The sequence below is a fragment of the Streptomyces sp. NPDC036764 genome, assembly GCF_055609385.1.
This window is the reverse complement of sequence record NZ_JBVJPT010000001.1, coordinates 2,025,570-2,043,309: the sequence shown is the minus strand read 5'-3', so window position 1 is coordinate 2,043,309 and position 17,740 is coordinate 2,025,570. Positions and strand designations below refer to the sequence as shown.

The 17,740-nt window shown below is 70.7% G+C and carries 16 protein-coding genes; 6 read left to right on the top strand and 10 right to left on the bottom strand.

What is annotated here, in order from left to right:
- Window positions 1-40: 40 nt before the first annotated feature.
- The 3 genes from ACZ69Q_RS08170 to ACZ69Q_RS08160 are packed head-to-tail and all read right to left on the bottom strand — an operon-like array spanning window position 41 to window position 4,106.
- Entirely contained in the window at window positions 41-2,020 is a 1,980-nt protein-coding gene (locus tag ACZ69Q_RS08170) for an acyl-CoA synthetase (RefSeq protein WP_471038295.1), read from the bottom strand.
- Window positions 2,017-2,976, bottom strand: a complete 960-nt coding sequence (locus ACZ69Q_RS08165) for a fumarylacetoacetate hydrolase family protein (RefSeq protein WP_471038293.1) — start codon at window positions 2,974-2,976, stop codon at window positions 2,017-2,019. The genes ACZ69Q_RS08170 and ACZ69Q_RS08165 overlap by 4 nt, the downstream gene beginning before the upstream one ends.
- A complete protein-coding gene (locus ACZ69Q_RS08160) occupies window positions 2,973-4,106 on the bottom strand; it encodes a VOC family protein (protein ID WP_471038291.1) in 1,134 nt (377 codons plus the stop codon). Before ACZ69Q_RS08160 ends, ACZ69Q_RS08165 begins: the two co-directional genes overlap by 4 nt.
- Before the next feature lie 128 nt (window positions 4,107-4,234).
- On the opposite strand from ACZ69Q_RS08160, the gene ACZ69Q_RS08155 reads away from it, so the two are divergent.
- Both ACZ69Q_RS08155 and ACZ69Q_RS08150 read left to right on the top strand, forming a co-directional pair.
- The gene (locus tag ACZ69Q_RS08155) at window positions 4,235-4,885 is read left to right on the top strand and encodes a TetR/AcrR family transcriptional regulator (RefSeq protein WP_471038288.1); all 651 of its coding nucleotides are present in this window, start codon (window positions 4,235-4,237) and stop codon (window positions 4,883-4,885) included.
- 87 nt (window positions 4,886-4,972) lie between these two features.
- On the top strand, window positions 4,973-5,602 hold the full coding sequence (locus tag ACZ69Q_RS08150; RefSeq protein WP_471038286.1) for a TetR/AcrR family transcriptional regulator: 630 nt from the start codon (window positions 4,973-4,975) through the stop codon (window positions 5,600-5,602).
- A 10-nt stretch (window positions 5,603-5,612) separates the two neighbouring features.
- Here ACZ69Q_RS08150 and ACZ69Q_RS08145 read toward each other — a convergent pair whose 3' ends face one another.
- The 5 genes from ACZ69Q_RS08145 to ACZ69Q_RS08125 form a co-directional block, all read right to left on the bottom strand.
- Entirely contained in the window at window positions 5,613-6,461 is an 849-nt protein-coding gene (locus tag ACZ69Q_RS08145) for an SDR family oxidoreductase (RefSeq protein WP_471038284.1), read from the bottom strand.
- A gap of 25 nt (window positions 6,462-6,486) precedes the next feature.
- Window positions 6,487-7,308, bottom strand: a complete 822-nt coding sequence (locus tag ACZ69Q_RS08140; RefSeq protein ID WP_471038281.1) for a transferase — start codon at window positions 7,306-7,308, stop codon at window positions 6,487-6,489.
- Window positions 7,309-7,337: 29 nt separating this feature from the next.
- Window positions 7,338-8,603, bottom strand: coding sequence for a glycosyltransferase family 4 protein (locus tag ACZ69Q_RS08135; protein ID WP_471038279.1), 1,266 nt, complete (start codon window positions 8,601-8,603; stop codon window positions 7,338-7,340).
- Between the two features lie 231 nt (window positions 8,604-8,834).
- A complete protein-coding gene (locus ACZ69Q_RS08130) occupies window positions 8,835-10,601 on the bottom strand; it encodes an ABC transporter ATP-binding protein (RefSeq protein WP_471038276.1) in 1,767 nt (588 codons plus the stop codon).
- A gap of 108 nt (window positions 10,602-10,709) precedes the next feature.
- Window positions 10,710-11,567, bottom strand: coding sequence for an aldo/keto reductase (locus ACZ69Q_RS08125; RefSeq protein WP_471038274.1), 858 nt, complete (start codon window positions 11,565-11,567; stop codon window positions 10,710-10,712).
- Between the two features lie 360 nt (window positions 11,568-11,927).
- Here ACZ69Q_RS08125 and ACZ69Q_RS08120 point away from each other — a divergent pair, with 360 nt between their 5' ends.
- Window positions 11,928-12,812 carry a Gfo/Idh/MocA family protein gene (locus tag ACZ69Q_RS08120; protein ID WP_471038271.1) on the top strand — a complete coding sequence of 295 codons (885 nt, stop codon included), beginning with the start codon at window positions 11,928-11,930 and terminating at the stop codon, window positions 12,810-12,812.
- 6 nt (window positions 12,813-12,818) lie between these two features.
- Here ACZ69Q_RS08120 and ACZ69Q_RS08115 read toward each other — a convergent pair whose 3' ends face one another.
- Complete coding sequence (locus ACZ69Q_RS08115) at window positions 12,819-13,580, bottom strand: SDR family NAD(P)-dependent oxidoreductase (protein ID WP_471038268.1); 762 nt, start codon at window positions 13,578-13,580, stop codon at window positions 12,819-12,821.
- 146 nt (window positions 13,581-13,726) lie between these two features.
- Between ACZ69Q_RS08115 and ACZ69Q_RS08110 the strand changes: the two genes are divergently transcribed.
- Window positions 13,727-14,632, top strand: a complete 906-nt coding sequence (locus ACZ69Q_RS08110) for an AraC family transcriptional regulator (protein WP_471038266.1) — start codon at window positions 13,727-13,729, stop codon at window positions 14,630-14,632.
- A 148-nt stretch (window positions 14,633-14,780) separates the two neighbouring features.
- Here ACZ69Q_RS08110 and ACZ69Q_RS08105 read toward each other — a convergent pair whose 3' ends face one another.
- On the bottom strand, window positions 14,781-15,677 hold the full coding sequence (locus tag ACZ69Q_RS08105; RefSeq protein ID WP_471038264.1) for a GNAT family N-acetyltransferase: 897 nt from the start codon (window positions 15,675-15,677) through the stop codon (window positions 14,781-14,783).
- Window positions 15,678-16,176: 499 nt separating this feature from the next.
- On the opposite strand from ACZ69Q_RS08105, the gene ACZ69Q_RS08100 reads away from it, so the two are divergent.
- Window positions 16,177-17,385: a beta-1,3-glucanase family protein gene (locus ACZ69Q_RS08100; protein ID WP_471038261.1), complete on the top strand. Its 1,209-nt coding sequence runs from the start codon at window positions 16,177-16,179 to the stop codon at window positions 17,383-17,385.
- Between the two features lie 126 nt (window positions 17,386-17,511).
- A complete protein-coding gene (locus ACZ69Q_RS08095; protein WP_471040152.1) occupies window positions 17,512-17,718 on the top strand; it encodes a hypothetical protein in 207 nt (68 codons plus the stop codon).
- Window positions 17,719-17,740 lie beyond the last annotated feature (22 nt).

Below are 17,740 nucleotides of genomic sequence, written 5' to 3'. Positions count from 1 at the left end.
AAGCAGACCCGGACCGGCGGGTTCAAGACTCCGGGGAGGTCTAGACGACTTCCGGTCCGGTTTTGGCGATTTCGGCGCGCTCCTCGGCCCCGCGCCGGTCGCCGGAACCGGCGCGTGCGTCAGTCGTTTCCCCGTGCCGGCCGACGACTCGGCAGGTCACGGCGAAGGTGCCGACCCGGCGTTCCACCTCGGCCGCGGTGCCGGTCGGTGCCGAGGCCCGCAGCGTCACGGTGACCGTGACCGACCCGGAGTCGGCGTCTGCGCCGACCCCTGCCACGTGCTCGATGTCGCCGAGGACGTCGTTGAGCACGCGGCGCGCGGCGTCGGCGCGCAGGGCGAGCTTGTACGGCTTGCCGACCGCGGTGACGGGGAGGGCGTCGAGGACACGGACGGCCTTGGGGGCGGCGGCCGCCTCACTGACGTGCGCGGCGGCCCAGGTCCGCAGTTCGTCCTCGCCGACCGTGCCGTCGGCGAGCGTCACGTACGCGACCGGCACCTCGCCCGCCCGTTCGTCCGGCTGCCCGACGGCCTGGGCCCCGGTGACCGCGGGGTGCGAGAGCAGGGCGTCCTCGATGACACGGGGGTCGATGTTGTGGCCGCCGCGGATGATGAGGTCCTTCGCGCGGCCGGTGAGGTGGAGGAAGCCGTCCTCGTCGAGGTAGCCGAGGTCGCCGGTGTCGAGCCAGCCGTCGGTCACCTTTCCCTGACCGCTGATCAGATAGCCGTCCGCGGTACGGCCCTGGACGTAGCCGGGGAAGACCGTCGGACCGCTGACGAGGACGGTGCCGACGGCACCGGCCGGCCGCTCGGCGCCGGTGTCCGTGTCGACGATCCTGATGTTCTGGTACGGCAGCCGCTGCCCGACCGACCCGGGCCGGCGGACGTCGAGGAATCCGCGGACGCTGGCACAGGTCGCCTCGGTCAGGCCGTACCCCTCCAGCAGCGGTATCCCGGTCGCCGTCTCGAAGTTGGCGCGCACCCCGTCGGGCAGCGCGGAGGCGCCGACCATCGCGCAGCGCATCGAGCCGATGTCAGTCCCGTCGACCGGGCACGTGGCCAGCACGGCGTACACCGTGGGCACGGCGCTCATCGTGGCGATCCGGTAGTGCTCGACGATGCGCCAGAACTCGGCGTACAGGGTGATGTCGCGGTAGCCCGACGGCCCGGCCCACACCACTCGCTGACCTCGGAACAGCGGTGCGAGCAGCGTGACCATGAGTGCGTTGACGTGGAAGAGCGGCAGCGCGGCGAACACGACCGAGTCCTCGTCCAGCACGGAGTTGGCCGCGATCATCCACGCGTCGGACACCTCGTTGGCGTGTGTGTGGGCGGCGAGTTTCGGGGCTCCGGTGGTGCCGCCCGTGTGGAAGAACGCGGCGAGGTCGGTGCTCGTGGGCGGCTCGCCGAGGAAGCGGTCGTGCGGGCGGTCGGCCGCGGCGTCGGCGAGGTGGGCCACGGTGGCGTTCTCAACCGACGGCGGCGGCACGGCCGGACCGGCGGTGGGGCTCAGCAGCAGCACATGGTCCACCAGGCCCTGCCGGGCGAGTTCGGCGGCGGTGGCGAACGCCTCGGGGTCCAGCTCCGGGGAGGCGGTGATGATCACGCGGGTGCCGGCGCGGCGGACCAGTTCGGCGACGTGGTCACGGGCGAGCGCCGGGTTGACGGGTGTGACGATGCCGGCGAGCTGGGCGGCGAGGAGGGCGGTGACGAGCTCGTCGCAGTTCGGGGCGAGCAGGGCGACGGAGTCGTGGCGGCGGACACCGAGGCGGTGCAGGGCGTTGGCCGCCCGGTGGACGTCGGCGAGGAGGTCCGCGTGGGTGCGGTTCCTGGGCGTGCGCCAGGAAGCGGCGTCGGGCAGGACGGTGAGCGCGGTCCGCTCGGGCCACTGGTCGGCGGCCCGGCGCAGCAGGTCGTACGAGGTGGCGGGCAGTCCGCGCGCGGCGAGCGGTGTGGCCTCGATGGCGGCCAGGTCGTCGGGGTGGTCGTAGCGCGGCCACGCCATGGGGGTCTCGGTGGTCACGCGAACCTCACCTTGGTCTGCTGGGTGCCGAGGTCGATGGCGCCGTCGGGGGTGCGGATGGACAGCTCCAGTACGTCGCCGTCGCGGAGGTATTTGTCGTTCTTGGCCTGGGAGTTGAAGAACGCCTTCCATTTCATGGCCGGAGGCAGGAGCGCGCCGATGATCTCCACCGGCTTGGGCGGCGCCTTCAGGGCCGTACCGCCGGGTGTGCCGGTGAGGATCAGGTCGCCGGGGGCGAGGGCCTGGAAGCGGGAGAGCTCCTGGAGGGCCTGGAGCGGGCGGTAGATCATGTCGGTGAGGTCGCTGTTCTGGCGGATCTCGCCGTTGACCTTGAGGACGAGCCTGAGCTCGGAGAGGCGGTCCAGTTCGTCGGCGTCCAGCAGCACCAGTGCGGGGCCGACCGGGGTGAAGGTCGGGTAGGACTTGGCCTCGTAGAACTGGGTCTTGGGAAGCTGGACGTCGCGTGCGGAGACGTCGTTGGTGACGACCAGGCCGGCGATGTGGTCCCGCCAGTTGGCGGCGGTCACGTCGGTTCCGACGTCGAGGGGGCGTCCGATGACCAGGCCGAGTTCGATCTCGTAGTCGAGGAAGCGGACGTGGGCCGGCTTCACGATCTCGTCGAAGGGTCCCGCGATGGAGCCGGAGGTCTTGCGGAAGAACGTCAGCGGGACGGTCTCGGGGTTCATGCCCGAGTCGCGCACATGGGAGACGTAGTTGGTCATCTGCGCGACCACCCGGCAGGGCGCGGTGACCGGGGAGACGAGCGGGAGTTCGGCGATGCGGCGGGGCCGCGCCTTCGAGGTACCCGCGCGGGCCTCGGCCAAGGCCATGTGGACCGTGACGACGTCGTCGAGGAGTTCCGCGGTGGTCGTCGCGGGTGTCTCGACCGGTACGGCACGGTGCTCGTCGAGCGCGACCCACCACGTGTCGGAGGTACGGAGGACGGAGAGGGTCATGAGGTAGCCACTTTCAGCAGGCCGCGCAGGCGTTCCAGGTCGAACTCGTTGTCGTCGGATCGAAGGGCCGTGATGATCGAGCGCAGCTCGGCCAGGGACTCGCGCCCGGGGGCGATGCCCAGGAAGTCCTTGGTGGCCGGCGGGCCCCACTGCGCCAGGCCGGAGGCGGTCATGGGCGCCCAGCCGGGCTCCAGGGTGGAGTCGAACATGTCGCCGTCGGTGAAGTGCTCGACCAGGAAGCCGTCGGGGTCGCGCCAGTAGTCGAAGATCTGGCTGCCCTGGATGTGCCGGCCGATCCCCCACGACCGCCGGTAGCCCTGGCCGAGCAGGTGCTGGCCGCCGGCGGCCAGCTCGTCGAGGTCGGCGACCTCGTACGCCGAGTGCACATACCGGTTGGAGGGGCCGAGGGTCAGGGCCAGGGTGTGGTGGTCGGTCAGGGTCCGGCCGCGGTCGCAGCGGATGAAGCTCATGGTGGGCCCGCGCTCGCGCTGACCCTCGTAGTAGAGGAAGTCGCTGACGATCAGGCCGAGGTGCTCCAGGTACCAGCTCAGCGTGCGGCCATAGGTGGTCGTCTGGAGGACGACGTGGCCGAGGCGCCGCACGCCCGCGGGTTCCCGCGGGGGCCGCTGGGTGGCGTTGACCCGGTCGAGTCCACCGCCGAAGTTGAACGTCCGGGTGCCCTGCGCGGCCTGCGCGGGCAGCTCGTCGAGGTCGGCGACGACGCGGACCGGCAGCCCGCTCGGGTCGAGCAGTTCCACGACCGAGCCGCCGAGCTGCTGCGGCAGTGACCGCACCCGGGTACCGGCGCTCTCGGCCAGCCGCAGCAGGTCGCGGGTGTCCGCGGCGCGGAAGGCGGGGCCGAGGAATCGCGACCCGTGTCCCTTCCTGATGATCACGCACGGTGCGCCGGCCTGCGTTCCCCGCAGGTGCAGCTCACGGTCGTCCCGGTACGACGTGGCGAAGCCGAAGGCGCGGGCGAAGACCTCGGCGCGGTCCAGGTCGGGCTTGCGGAACTCCAGCCACGCGATGTCGTGGACCTTGATCACCGGGTTCGTCGCCCGGCCCGGATGCTCCCCGGGGAGTGCTCCCTGCTCGGAATGCAGGTCGTTGTGCGTGCCACCCACGGCCATCACCTCTTGAAGAAATATTCACTTCCGAATCTGACGTCAGTCAAGGGAACTGAAGAAATCTTCAGGAAACAGAAGAGTGCAGCTAGAGTGCGGGGGAAGGCAGTACGGGCGGGATGGAGGATGGTGCGATGGCCGAGCGGACCGCATCCGGGCGGGTCGACCGGCGAAGGGCGCGCACGCGCACCGCGCTGGTGGAAGCGGCCCAGCGCCTGCTGGCCGAAGGGCGGACCGACGTCCCCATCCTGGAGATCACCGAGCTGGCCGACATCGGGGTCGGCTCGTTCTACAACCACTTCGACAGCAAGGAAGAGCTCTTTCGTGTCGCGGTGGCGGAGGCGCTGGAGTGGTGGGGCTCGCTGATGGACCGCCTCACCGCGGACATCGACGACCCGGCGGTCGCCTTCGCGCAGAGCTTCCGGATGACCGGCCGGCTGCACCGCCGCCACCCGGAGCTGAGCCGGGTCCTGCTGAACCAGGGCCTAGAACTCGCACGGTCCGAACGGGGCCTGGCGCCCCGGGCGTTCCACGACATCCGCACCGCGGTGGACGCGGGGCGTTTCGAGGTGGAGGACGTGGATCTCGCCCTGACGATGACGGCCGCCGCCGTGCTGGCGCTGGGCTCGCTGCTGCACGCCCAGCCCGACCGCGACGACGCGAAGTCCGCGGACCTTCTCGCCCGGAGCCTGCTGCGGCAGTTCGGCCTCCCGGCGGACGAGGCCGCGCGGATCTGCTCGCTCGACCTGCCGGATCTCGACGTGGTCGACACCCTCGTCGGCTGAGCCCGCGCCGGGGCACCGGCACTGCTGTAGGGGATGCTCCAATTAGAGTGGACGCTTCAGCATGTGAGCGTTCACCGGAGGCACCCCATGACCAGTGCGCAGACGACGCGCAAGAAGCGCGCGAACGGAGTGGAGTCACGTCAGCGCATCCTCGACGCCGCCGTGGAGATCGCCGGTGAGCGCGGCTACGACGGCACCTCGATCGCTGCCGTCAGCGCCAAGTGCGGGCTGCCCGCCAGTTCCATCTACTGGCACTTCAAGGACAAGGACGACCTGATCGCCGCGGTCATCGAGCGCAGCTTCGAGGCTTGGCTCACAGCCGTCGAGCTGCCGGGCGAGGAGACGGGTAAGCCCCTGGAGCGGGTCACCGCCATGGCCGGGAACGTGGCGAAGTCGCTCGTCGACGCCCCCGACTTCCTGCGCCTCGGCCTCATGCTCGCCCTGGAGCGACGCCCCACCGAGCCCCGGGGCCGCACGGTGTTCCTCCAAATCCGTGACATCACCCACCGGAAGATCGCCGAGGTCGCCGCCACCCTGTTCCCGGACCTGGACGAGGCCGCCGTGGACACCCTCACCACCTACGCCGTCGCCGGCGCGGACGGCCTGTTCGTGCACCGCGAGGTCAAGGGCGACACCGTCGACCTCGTGGCGTTGTTCGAGCTGCACGCACAGGTCGTCCACGACGCGGCGGCGCGGTTGGCGCAGGGGCGGCGGTAGGGCGGTCGGGCTAGCCCGCCCTGAACGTGTCCGCGTGCTCCGCGGCCCACTGGCCGAAGGTACGGGCCGGCCGGCCGGTGACCTTCTCGACGGTGTCGAGGACCGTACGGCCGACCTCGGGCGTGTTGCCGTAGGCCTCCAGCAGGAACCCGATCACTTCCTCCGAGTGACCCGCCGCCCGCCACTGCTCGACGGCTTGTTCCTCGGTGAGCTCGACCAGGGCGATCTCCCGGCCGCGCGCGGCGGCGATGGCCGCCACCTTGTCGCCCACGGTGAGCAGTTCGGGGCCCGTGATCACGTACACCTGGCTTCCGTGCCCCTCCTCGGTGAGCGCGACCGCGGCGACGGCGCCGATGTCGCCCTCGTGGACCATGGCGCTCAGCCGGGAGACGAACGGCTCGCGCACCTCACCGGAGGTCACGATGCCGTCCGCCCACTCCAGGGCGTTGCCCATGAACTCGACCGGCATGAGCACCGTCCACTCCAGGCCGTCGTACTCCCGCACCGCCTTCTCCAGAGGCGTCGCCTCACCGCCGTGCAGCACGGTGACCCGGCGCACGCCCGCGGCCCGGGCCAGCTCCAGGATCCGCGGGCCCGTCTCCAGCGGAGCGAAGTAGGCCCCGCCGAAGGTGATCAGGTGGACGCCGGTGACGCCCTCCAGAGCCGTCACCAGGCTGTCGGGGTCGGTCAGGTCGCCCCGGACCACCTCGACGCCGGCCGGGAAGTCGGCGTTGACCGGGTCCCGGGTGAGGGCGCGGACCGCGTGACCGCGGGCCAGCAGTTCGGTGACGACCTGGCGGCCGACGGTTCCGGTGGCTCCGGTGACAAGGACCTTCTGCGCCTGCTGTGTCTGTGTCATGGAACGACCGTAGGAGGACTTGCGGTCAGGTTCGGTCCGCAAGTACGGACAGGTCGTTGTCGACCGTGTAGTAGGGACGCACGACCGCGCCGCCGATCACAGCGGCCGGAAGGACGAAGATCTCCTTGCGGTCCGCGATGTCGTCGAGGAGACGGCCGATCCGGACCGAGGTCTCACCCTCGCCCCGGACGGACAGGTCCCAGACACTGTTCCCGGCACCGGCGCCACCGGCCAACTCCCCGTAGTCCACGGTGAAAGAGAACCCCCGGCCGTCCTCCTCGGCCACCGGCACGACGGTCCGCTCGGTGCCGCCTTTGCCCCGCAGACGAAGCCGCACGGCCGGTCCCGCGCCGAGGGTGGCGCCGTGCAACCGTGCCCTGACGGTCATCGAGTGGTCTGTGACATCGACGCCCTCGACCTCCGCGTGGGCGGTGCGCAGCCACGCCCGCAGCGCGAGGTAGCCGTCCTTGGTGACGTAAGGGACGCGCACGGCGACCGGTGACGGCCGGTCGCGCAGATGGCCGTCGACGAGGGTCCGCAGGTCCCGCAGTCCGGGGCGCAGTCGCTGCCGCGGCGCGCCGGGTTCGGGGATCAGGTAGACGTCCCACCGGCCCTCGGCGAGCGCGGGCTCCGGCACCAGGACCGCACGGGATCGGCCGTCCTCCGCCGGTTCCAGGTCGAGGGTGTGAAGGACCTTTTCGGGCTGCCCCTTCTTGGGGCGAAGTCGCAGCAGCAGACGGCCCGCGGCCGACGGTGCCCGCAGCGCGAAGGTGAGCCGGCCGTCCGCGTCGGCCGTGCAGTCGGCACGGAGGTCGGCCACGCTCGTCGTGCCTTGTTCGGTGGTCATCGGCATCCCCTCCGTACCGTGTTCGGTGGTCATCGGCGTCCCCTCCGTACGGTGTGCAGCGCGCCGGAGGCCGCGGCGTGCGCGGCGTCGCGAGCGGCGAAACCCTGGCTGACCAGGGCGCGTTGTATTCGTCCGCGTCCCGCTGCGGCCCGTCGCCCGGCCCTGCGTGCGGCCATCGCGTCGTCGATCAGGCGCTCGGCCTGCTCCACGACCGGGACCGGGGCGAACCGTCGCGCGTTCTCCAGTGCTCTGCGCCCCATCCGCCGGCGCCGCTCGTCGTCGCGGACGAGTTCCAGCAGCGCGGCACTCATCGCCTCGCGGTCACCGACGGGGACGAGTCGGCCGTCGGTGCCGTCCTCGATGATCTCGCCGGGTCCGTAGGGGCAGTCGGTGCTCACGACCGGCAGGCCGCAGCGCATCGCCTCCACGATGGTCATGCCGAACGGCTCGAAGTTGGCCGCTGTCGCGCCGATCGAGCCCTTGACCCACTCCGCCTCCATGGGCGCCGCCGCTCCCATCAGGAAGGCGTGGTCGCTCAGACCGAGGCTTTCGATGAGTTGCCGCAGCCTCGCCTGCTCCTCCCCCTTGCCGTAGATGCGCAGGCGCCAGTCCGGGTGGGCGGCGGCGACCGGGGCGAAGGCCTCGATGAGGAGGTCGTAGCGCTTCACCGGGACCAGTCGGCCGGCCGCGACGATCACCTTCGCGGTGCCGTCCGCAGCGGGCAGCACCGGATCGGGGACGCTGTTCGGGAGGGCCTCCACGCGGACGCCGGGCAGGCGCATCTTGCGCCGGTAGGCGGCGGCGTCCGCCTCGGTGACCGTGGTCAGCACGTCGAGCCGGCGATAGGCCCGGCGCAGCGCGGTGCGCAGCCGGGGCGAGTGGTTGTCGAGGGTGAGGTGCTCCTGCCCGATGCGGACGACGTGCTCCGGCGCCTGGCGCGCGAGCTGCACGTTGAGCCCCGGCCGGGTGCCGATGACGACGTCGGCGTCGGTCTGGGCCAGGTATTCGCCGATCCGCCGGTCGGTCAGTTCGCTGTACTGTCCGTAGCGGTACTCGGCGGCGGGGAACACCCGCGCCGGTCTGAGATGCAGGGGATGTTCCTTCTCGTGCCTCAGGTCCACCAGCGGCCTCAACGACACTCGCGGGTCCAGGGTGAAGTTCGGGCGTTCCCGGTGCCGCAGGGCGGAGACGATCTCCACCTCGTGCCGTCCGGCGAGGGCTTGGGCCAGGTTGAACGTGGTGGTGATCGTGCCTCCGATCCCGTAGGCGTTGTGGAGCAGGAAAGAGATCTTCATGGCGGACTAGACCGCACCGACTCCCTTTCAGTTGCCTTCTGTTACCGCTCCGTTGCCTTGCAGGTCATGTGCCGGCCTGACAGACCACCAGGACCCCGGGTGCACGCGGCAGCGACACCCGCAGCGCATCGACCGGATCGAACTGGGCCCAGTGGTCGGTCTGCCGTAGCCTCGTTGCCCGTCCCGCCCGCTCCACGCGATCTCGTGGGTGGAGCGGGCGGGACGGATGCGTCAGGCGACCTGACCGCTGTGCAGTGCCGCGTACGCCCCGCCCCGGCACAGGAGTTCCTCGTGGGTGCCGATCTCCTGGATGCGGCCGTCGCCCATCACCACGATCCGGTCCGCGCCGCGCACGGTGGACAGTCGGTGGGCCACCACGAAGGTGGTACGGCCGTGCAGGAGCCGGGCCAGTGCCTGCTGGACGAGCGCCTCCGACTGGGTGTCCAGGGCCGACGTCGCCTCGTCCAGCACGAGCACCCTCGGGTCCCGGATCAGGGCGCGGGCGATGGCCAGGCGCTGGCGCTGCCCGCCGGACAGCCGTGCCCCGCGCTCGCCGACCAGGGTGTCCAGACCCTGCGGCAGCCGGTCGACGAACTCCAGCGCGTTGGCGTCGCGCAGCGCGGCGCGCACCGTCTCCTCGTCGGCGTCGTCCATGCCGTAGGCGACGTTCTCGCGGATCGTGCCGTCGAAGAGGATCGACTCCTGCGGCACGACCGACAGGAAGCGGCGGTAGGTGCGCAGGTCGAGGGTGTTCATGTCCGTGCCGTCGAGCAGCAGTTGCCCGGAGCTCGGGCGGATGAAGCCGATGACGAGGTTCAGCACGGTGGACTTGCCGGCGCCGGACGCGCCGACGAGGGCGATCGTCTCCCCGGGCGAGACGGAGAGGGTGAAGTCGCGGACGGCGGGGCGGCCGGCGTCGTAGGCGTATCCGACGCCCTCGAAGGTCACGGCGCCGCGCAGCGAGGTGAGTTCGGCCTTGCCCTCGTTGTCCTCCAGCTCGGGGGCCTGGAGGACCTCGCCGACGGAGCGGACGGACTCCAGGCCCTTGGTGATGACCGGGGCCAGACCGGCCAGCGTGGTGGTGGAGTTGGTGAGGGTGGTCAGGAACGCGCTCAGCATGACGACGTCGCCGGCGGTGACGCCCCAGACGCCGTAGTACGAGATCAGTGCCGCGCCGGCGAGGACCAGCACGCCGACGACGTTCAGTACGACCCAGGCGAGCGAGCCGAAGCGGCCGTTGACGAGGTCGAGGCGCATGCCGGAGGTCAGGAGTCGGCGCAGGGTGCCGTCCATGCGGCGCAGCGCCTTGCCCTCCAGGCCGTGGGCGCGGGTGACCGGGATGAGACGGGTCATCTCCGTGACGCGGGAGGAGAGGGTCTCCACCTCGTGGCGGAAGTGCTCATTGTGGGTGCGCAGCCGCGCCCTCAGGCGGGCGACGACAAGTGCGGCGGCGGGCACGACGACGAGGAAGACGGGCACGAACTCCGGTGTGCGTACGGCGATGATGACCAGGCCGCCGATGAGCACGGTGGTCGCGCCGAGCCCCGTCTCCGCGGTCTGCTGCACCATCTGCTCGACCGTCTCGACGTCCCGCACGACCTTGGCCTGGAGCACACCGGCACTGACACGGGAGTGGTAGCCGATGGAGAGCTGCTGCATACGGGTGCACAGCGCCGAGCGCAGGCCGGTGCCCATGCGGCGCACGCTGCCGTACAGCAGGCGTACGTAGAGCAGGTGCAGGGGGTAGTTGACCAGCAGGATGAGCATGATCACGCCGGTGCTGAGCCAGAGCCTGCTGATCGGCTGATGCTGGACGACGGTGTCGATGATGGACGCGGTGATCAGCGGCAGCAGCCAGACCGGGCTGTGCTTGACGGTGAAGACGCCGACCGCCGCCGCGAGACGGCGGCGGTCGGCTCGCAACAGATAGGCGAGTGTGCGGACGGGGTGTTCGTCCCGGTAGCGGTGGTCGAGCGGTCTCTCATGCGACGACGCCATAGGCGTTGTCCTTCCCGAGGTTCCGGATGGATTGCGGGCCCTGCGATAGCAAGCGCTTCCTATCCGGTCCCGGGAGGGAGTACACACGCGATCCCGGACGGATTCCCGTCAGACGGCGTCCAGTTCGGCGATCTCCTCGGCGGTGAGCACGAGGTCGACCGCGCCGAGCGAGTCCAGGATGGTCTCCGGCCGGCTCGACCCGGGGATCGGCACGACGACCGGCGACTTGGCGAGCATCCAGGCCAGGCACACCCGCTGGGGGCTCACACCGTGCGCCTCGGCGACGCGCGCGAACGGGGCGTAGGCGGAGCCCAGTTCACCGGCTCGGGAGATGCCGCCGAGCGGGCTCCAGGGCAGGAACGCGATGCCGAGCTCGTCGCACAGGCGCAGTTCCGGCTCGCTGGAGCGGAACGCCGGGGAGAACTGGTTCTGCACGGAGACCAGCCGGCCGCCGAGGATGTCGTTCGCCTGCCTGATGCGCTCGGGGTCCGCGTTGGAGATCCCGGCCATGAGGATCTTGCCCTCGTCAAGGAGGTCGCGGACAGCGCCGACGGACTCGGCGTACGGCACCCTCGGGTCGGGCCGGTGGAACTGGTAGAGCCCGATGGCCTCCACGCCGAGCCGGCGCAGGGACGCCTCGCACGCCGCCTTGAGGTGGCGGGGGCTGCCGTCCAGCGTCCAACTGCCGTCGCCGGGGCGCAGATGGCCGCCCTTCGTGGCGACGAGGACGTCCTTGCCCAGGTCGTGGGAGGCGAGGGCCTTGGCGATCAGGGTCTCGTTGTGACCGACCTCGTAGGCGTCGCGGTGATAGGCGTCCGCGGTGTCGATCAGGGTCACGCCAGCATCGAGCGCGGCGTGGATCGTGGCGAGGGAACGGGCCTCGTCCGGGCGGCCTTCGATGGACATGGGCATCGCGCCCAGGCCGATCGCGCTGACCTCGACATCCCCGATGCGGCGGGTGTGCATGGGCTCGTGACCTCTCTCGGCTGTCGCGCGGAAAACGTTGTCGCCGGTCAACGGGCCGTGGAGCACGGCCGGACCGGACCGACACCAGCCTCGCCGTCCGGACGCGAGAGGTCCAATAGAAGAAAGAGAACGGATTCAGCGACGGTGCCACTGAATCCGTGGAGCGCCGGGATAGGCCCAACCGTCCGTCCATCCGCTTGCGCGGTCTCCCGCTGTCCGCCGGCGCGGTCTCCCGCTATCGGCTTGCGCGGCCTCCAGGTCGATATGGCACGCTCACCCTGGACCACCTGTCCGGTTGTCCGGTCGTTCGACGGGACAGGCAACGGTCGCGGACCTTCCGGCACTGTGAGAGGCGGCGGCATGCGCATCGGACTGCTAGGCACCGGCCCGTGGGCGCAGATGGCGCACGCTCCCGCCCTGAGCGAGCACGAGGAGCTGGACTTCGTCGGGGTGTGGGGCCGCCGTACGGCCCCCACGAAGGAACTGGCCGACAGCTACGGTGTCCGCGCCTACGACGAGGTCGACGCACTGCTCGCCGACGTGGACGCGGTGGCCGTCGCCCTGCCGCCGGCGATCCAGGCGGACCTCGCGGCGCTCGCCGCGCGGGCGGGCTGCCATCTGCTGCTCGACAAGCCGCTCGCGCCGACGGTGGAGCAGGGACGCGCGGTCGTCGAGGCCGTGAAGGAGGCCGGAGTCGCCTCGGTCGTCTTCTTCACCACCCGTTTCCAGCCGGAGACCGCGGCATGGATCTCCGAACAGGCCGGCGTGGAAGGCTGGTTCACCGGCCGGGCGCAGTGGCTCGGCGCGGTGTTCAGCGGTGACGACAGCCCGTTCGCGGACTCGCCGTGGCGGCGCGAGAAGGGCGCACTGTGGGACGTCGGCCCCCACGCGCTGTCGGTGCTGCTGCCGGTCCTGGGCGACGCGAAGCGGGTGACGGCGGCCGCACCCGGGCCCGGCGACACCGTCCACCTCGTCCTCGACCACGTCGGCGGCGCCTCCAGCACGCTGGCCCTGAGCCTCACGGCCCCGCCCGCCGCCGCGGGGGCGACGGTGGAGCTGCGGGGCACGTCCGGGGTCACACTCCTGCCGGAGAGTACCGAGACAGCGGTTTCCGCCCTGACCCGGGCCGCCGACGCCCTGCTGGCGGCGTCCCGCACGGGTCGAGCGCACCCGTGCGACGCGGCGTTCGGCCTGCGGGTCACCGAGATCCTGGCCGAGGCCGAGACGCTGCTGAACGGCGGCTGACCGGCCCTAGAGGTTGTAGCCGCCGGACACTTCGATGTTCTGGGCGGTGACCCAGCGGCTCTCGTCGGAGACGAGCGTGGCGATCATCGCGCCGATGTCGTCGGGCTCGCCGACCCGGCCGAACGCGGTCTTGGCGGCGAGGGCCGGCACCACCTCGGGGAACCGGGTGAAGGCGTCGTCGGCGAGGCGGGTGCGGGTCGCCCCCGGCGAAACGGCGTTGACCCGGATGCCGCGGCCGCTGAACTCCTTGGCCATGTAGCGGGTCAGTACGTCCAGGCCGCCCTTCATGGTGGCGTAGGCCGAGTAGCCGGGCTCCAGGCCGGTGGTGGTGCCCGCCGAGTTGCTGCTGGTGTTGACGACGGCGCCGCCGTCGGCCATCAGCGGCAGCAGCCTCTGCGTCAGGAAGTACGGCCCCTTGAGCAGGACGCGGGTCAGTTGGTCGAACATGCCCTCCGTCATGTCCTCGATCAGCGCCGTCTGCGCGATCCCCGCGTTGTTGACCAGGTAGTCGAACGTGTCGCGCCCCCACGTCTCCTTGAGCGCGCCGCCCACCGTGTCGCGGAAGGCGTCGAACGTGTCGCTCGCCCCGACGTCCAGCGGCAGCGCCACGGCCGTACCGCCCGCCTCCTCGATGGCGGCGACCGTCTCCAGCCCGCCGCGCGCGTTGTTGCCGTAGGTCAGGATCACCCCGACGCCGCGCTTGGCGATCTCGATGGCGGCACTCTGCCCGATGCCGGAGCTGGCGCCGGTGACGATGGCGATCTTCATGGTCTCTCCTGTGAGTGAACGGAACCGGTGAACTGATTCCATTCAACCCATCTGACCTGTGAAAACGTTAGAACGATGCTCGCTCGCACTTGCACGATCCTCTCGCGTTCGGGAGCTGTCGGGCGCAACCGTGCTGCAATGGCCGTATGCCTCTGGAAGAGCTCCGCGTGCTGCTGGCCCGGCACGCGCGTCCCGACTGGACCACCCCCATCGACGGTGTCCTCATCTCGAAGGTCGACCGGTCGGAGCCGCCCGCGCCCTCGATGTCCGGCACGGTCCTCGCGGTCATCGCCCAGGGCGCCAAACGCCTCGCGCTGGGCGACCGCGTCTTCGAGTACGGCGCCGGGCAGTATCTGGTGGCGTCGGTCGACCTGCCGGTCACCGGCCAGTTCACCGGGGCCGATCCCGAGCACCCCGCCCTGGGCTTCGGACTCACGCTGGACCCGTCCGCCGTGGCCGAGTTGCTGCTGCAAGCCGGTCCGGGAGTCACTCCCCGGCCCGGCGGGGGCCCGCCGTCGGGGATCGCCGTGACCGACGCTCCGGCAGCGCTGCTCGACGCGGTGGTCCGGCTGCTGCGCCTGCTGGACGAGCCCCGCGACCGGGCCGTGCTCGCGCCGCTGGTCAAGCGCGAGATCCTGTGGCGTGTGATCACCGGCGAGCAGGGGGCGACGGTACGGCAGCTCGGCCTGGCCGACAGCAGCCTCAGTCATGTCTCGCGGGCCGTGCGCTGGATCCGCGAGCACTACGCGGATCCCTTCCGGGTCGAGGACGTGGCCCGGATGTCCGGCATGAGCGTCTCCGCGTTCTACCGCAACTTCCAGGCGGTGACCGCGATGAGCCCCATCCAGTTCCAGAAACAGATCCGGCTCCAGGAGGCCCGGCTGCTGCTCGCCACCCACCCCGGCGATGTCACCGGCGTCGGTCAGCGCGTGGGCTACGACAACCCGTCGCAGTTCAGCCGGGAGTACCGCCGTCAGTTCGGCGCACCGCCCAGCCAGGACGCCGCACGCCTGCGGGGCGCCGCGCGCAGCCCTGCGGGTGTCCTGCCCTGAACGGGCGGCGAGTTGCTCGCCGAACGGCTCCTCGACAGACGGCCCGGACCTGCGGTCGAGGTCCGGGCCGTCCGTCATTCAAGGGTCCGAGCTGCTACTCCTCGGCCATCCCGATGTGTTCTATGCCGACGTCTTTATGCCGACGTCTTTATGCCGACGTCTTCACCTGGAAGTTGATCCGTTCCTTGACCACCGGGAAGCCCGCCTTGGTGAAGTTCGCGGCCATGGGGAAGTTGCCCAGGTCCGTCGCTCCGGTGACGAACTCCGCGCCCTGCTCGACGAGGACGTGGGTGCACTCCGCGAGGAGGTCGTAGGCGTAGCCGTGGCCGCGCTGTTCGGGCACGACCCCGATGAAGCCGATGGTCGGGCCGGACGGGTTGTGAGCCGGAATGTGGATGCCGGCCAGGTCGCCCTCCGGCGTGTGCGCGACCTGCCACCACTCCCGTGGGGACGGGCACCAGTGGAAGAAGTCGAGTTCCGCCTGGGCGGCCTTGTCGAGACCGCCCTCCTCGATGTCCCGCAGCGCGTGGGCGTCCAGGGTGACGGAGTGGATGCGCCGCAACGCGTCGAAGAAGACCGCGTCGTCGGGCTCGGCGCTGAACTTCAGGCGTCCGGGCCGCTCGGGCAGGCCGAGGTCGGGGGTCCAGCGGTACAGGAAGCGCTCCACGAGGAGCTCGTATCCGGCCGCACGCGCGGCGTTGAAACGGGCTTCGGCGGCGGCCTTCAGAGCGGGGTCGTCCCGCCAGCCGCCGGACAGGTTGATCTCGAGCTCGACCTGCCAGGGGGCGGAGCGCAGGAGTTCGGCGCCGGCCTCCTCCTCGCCCTCGGCCACGTCGAACCAGTTGATGTTGATGGGCTCCGAGTCGTCGGGGCCTCCCCACCAGGCGCCACGGGCGACGACCCTGCCGTCGCGCAGGGCCACACGCTTCCACTCGGAGCGGAACCGGGTGCGCTGATGCCCCTCACGGGCACCGAGGGGGTCGGGGTGTGCGTCGAAGAGATGGGCGTCGCTCGTGGAGAGCGTATGGATGACCAGATCGGTCACGGATTCCTCCGGGATACAGGCTGCTTGGAGCGCTCCCGGTCAGATCGCGAGGTGCACGCCGGGGCAACGGAAAAGGGAGCGCTTGAAAGATGTGAACTGCACGGCACTCGCCTCCTTCCGTCCGTCTCAGGGCGTGGAACCACACAGTACGTGATCTTCGGCAGGCCGTCCACGGGTTTTCTGGCGCCGCTCGCGGCAGACCGCCTTCCCGACTGAGAGCGCTCTCAACCTCCCCTCGGCACGACCCTCAGACTTAAGTGGGCCTTAGGCAAGAGTTAAGCGGATGTGGTCATTCCGTGGTCATTCAAGTTCCCGCAGTTCAGCGGCATTTGAACTCCGTGCAGACCCATTGGCCGACCCGCGGGTCGTGCGTAGCATCGGGGCTCGTCGGCAGCGGGCAGAGTCGGTGCAAGAGCAATCCGAGAGCGCTCTCAAGCTTGCCCATCGGTTCGCTGGCACGGCTCCATCACCCCCACAAGCACTCCGGGAGATCCCCCACATGACTTCCCGTCATCAGCGCCCCCTCGGTCGTCGCAGGCTCCTGTTCGCCCTCGGCGGCGCGGCGGTGGCCGTCCCCGTCGCCGCCACCGTGGCCCCGTACGCACTCGCGGGTACGCCCGCGGACGGTGCCGCGCCAACTGCCGCCGGCTCGCTGCCGCTGACGATCGTCAACGACAGCGGTTCCTTCGGCAACGCGAACGTCCACCTCTACATCGTCGGCAACCAGGACGGCAGGCAGGTCCGCGTCACGCCCGACGGCACCCTGACGCCGATCGCGCTGTCGGACAACGGTCCCGACGGCTTCACCGACTACGCCATCTCCCTGGCCGGCGGCGGCGAGACCCGGCTCTCCCTCCCCTACATGTCCGGCCGTATCTATGTGGCGCTGGGCGAGAAACTCAAGTTCAAGGCAGTCGCGGACGGCAACGGCAACGCCGCCCTCCAGTACCCGGCCGGCTGGGTCACCTCGGACCCCAACTACCCGGTGCTGCACGACTGCGCCGAGTTCACCCACAACGCGTCGGGGATGTTCTGCAACACCACCATGGTCGACATGTTCAGCGTGCCGATGAGCATCCGGCTCACCGGCGCCAAGGACCAGACCACGGGCAAGCTGCGGGCCGGCGGACGTGCGGCCGCGTTCGCCGCGGTGCGCGAGGCCGAGGCGTTCGCACGGCTGGTCGTGGACGACACCCGCGTCATCGCCCCTGGGCACGGCCTGGACGCCGGGCTGTTCGCCGAGGACTACTTCGCGCCGTACATCGAGGAGGTGTGGAGCACCTACACCGGCCGGGATCTGACCGTCACGACCAACGCGGGGACGTTCACCGGGCGGGTACGCGGTGAGCGGTTCACGTTCGACGGACCCGCCCAGGTGTCCTTCGCCAAGCCGTCGACCCGTGACGTGCTGTTCTGCGACGGCAACCTCGCCGCCCCCAACGACGGCACGACCGGCCCCGTCGCCGCGGTCCTCGGCGCCGGCTTCAACCGCTCGACCCTGCTCAGCCACCCCGCGCAGCCGACGACCGACCCGGCCGCCTTCTACCGGACCGACCTGACCAACCACTACGCCGGTGCGATGCACGCGGCCGCCGAGGACGGTAAGGCGTACGGTTTCGCCTTCGACGACGTGGCCGACTTCGCCTCGTACGTCCAGGACACGGCACCGACGGGGATCACGCTGACACTCACGCCCTTCGAGGCCTGAGGCGACCGGGGCGGGGGCGGGTCCCGGGGCCTTCCGGATGCAGGGTGCGCTCAGGCGTTGAATGGTGATAGCAGACCCGATGACCGCACCGGGCCCGAAGTAACCCGGATCCGAGGAGCAGAGATGATGCCGACGTCCCAGCCCGAAACATCCGGGCCGTCCGAGAACCGCACCACCCCGGACGACCTGCTCCACGCCCGCACCGGCACCGAGGTGTCCCCCGAGGACATCGTGCTTGCCTCAGGCAAGGACCTCACCCCGCGCAACCTGGAATGGGCCAAGCGCAAGCTGGAGGCCGAAGGACCGTCCGCCCTCGACAAGCTGCTGCCCTAGCCCCACCTCCACCCCGATCCGC